The organism is Streptococcus sp. GMD1S (assembly GCF_000296875.1).
In the GTDB taxonomy this organism is placed as follows: Bacteria; Bacillota; Bacilli; order Lactobacillales; family Streptococcaceae; genus Streptococcus.
Genome location: NZ_AJQY01000407.1, coordinates 1 through 713, shown reverse-complemented (window position 1 = coordinate 713; position 713 = coordinate 1). Strand labels below are relative to the sequence as shown.

Below are 713 nucleotides of genomic sequence, written 5' to 3'. Positions count from 1 at the left end.
AGGATTTGGAACTCCTTGTACATCTCTTCGTCATCAATCGCTGGATTGGCTTTCCAAGTCGCACTTCCTCCCTCAGCCGTTGTAAAGTTCTTAACGGCGTGGAATGAGAAGGAAGTAAAGTCAGCGATAGATCCAGCTGGTTGTCCTTTATAAGTAGATCCCAAAGCATGGGCACTATCTGAGACAATTACGATACGGTTAAAGGCTTTTTGCCACTTGCTAGCAGCTGTAAAGAGGTCCCGTTTCTTCTCCACCACTTGGAGCAAACGATCATAGTCGCAAACAATCCCTGCAAGCTCAACCGGAATAATCACCTTAGTCTTTTCAGTGATGGCTTGCTCAAGCAAGTCATAGTCCATCTCAAACGTATCTGCTTGAATATCCACCATGACAGGTGTCGCTCCTACGTGTGTGATAACACTACATGAAGCTGTATAAGTCATAGCTGGAACGATGACTTCATCCCCAGGTCCCACTTCCAAAACACGCAAAATCAACTCAAGAGCGGCTGTCGCAGAGTTGAGGCAGACAGTCTTAGGTGTCTGTGTGTATTGAGACAAGCGGCGCTCCAGTTCTTTTGTCTTCGGACCTGTTGTGATCCAACCAGAACGAAGGGTATCCGCTACTTCAGCAATTTCAGCTTCGGTAATATCGGGAGGTGAAAATGGAATATTGTAATTTGGCATTGATTTGCTCCTTTTATCTGTACTCAT

1 protein-coding gene is annotated in these 713 nt (G+C 45.6%); it reads right to left on the bottom strand.

Features of this window, described 5'->3' with window-relative positions:
• Positions 1-686 (bottom strand): DegT/DnrJ/EryC1/StrS family aminotransferase (locus GMD1S_RS10670; protein WP_008283294.1); only part of this gene is annotated, 686 nt, incomplete at its 3' end.
• Between the last annotated feature and the right edge of the window lie 27 nt (positions 687-713).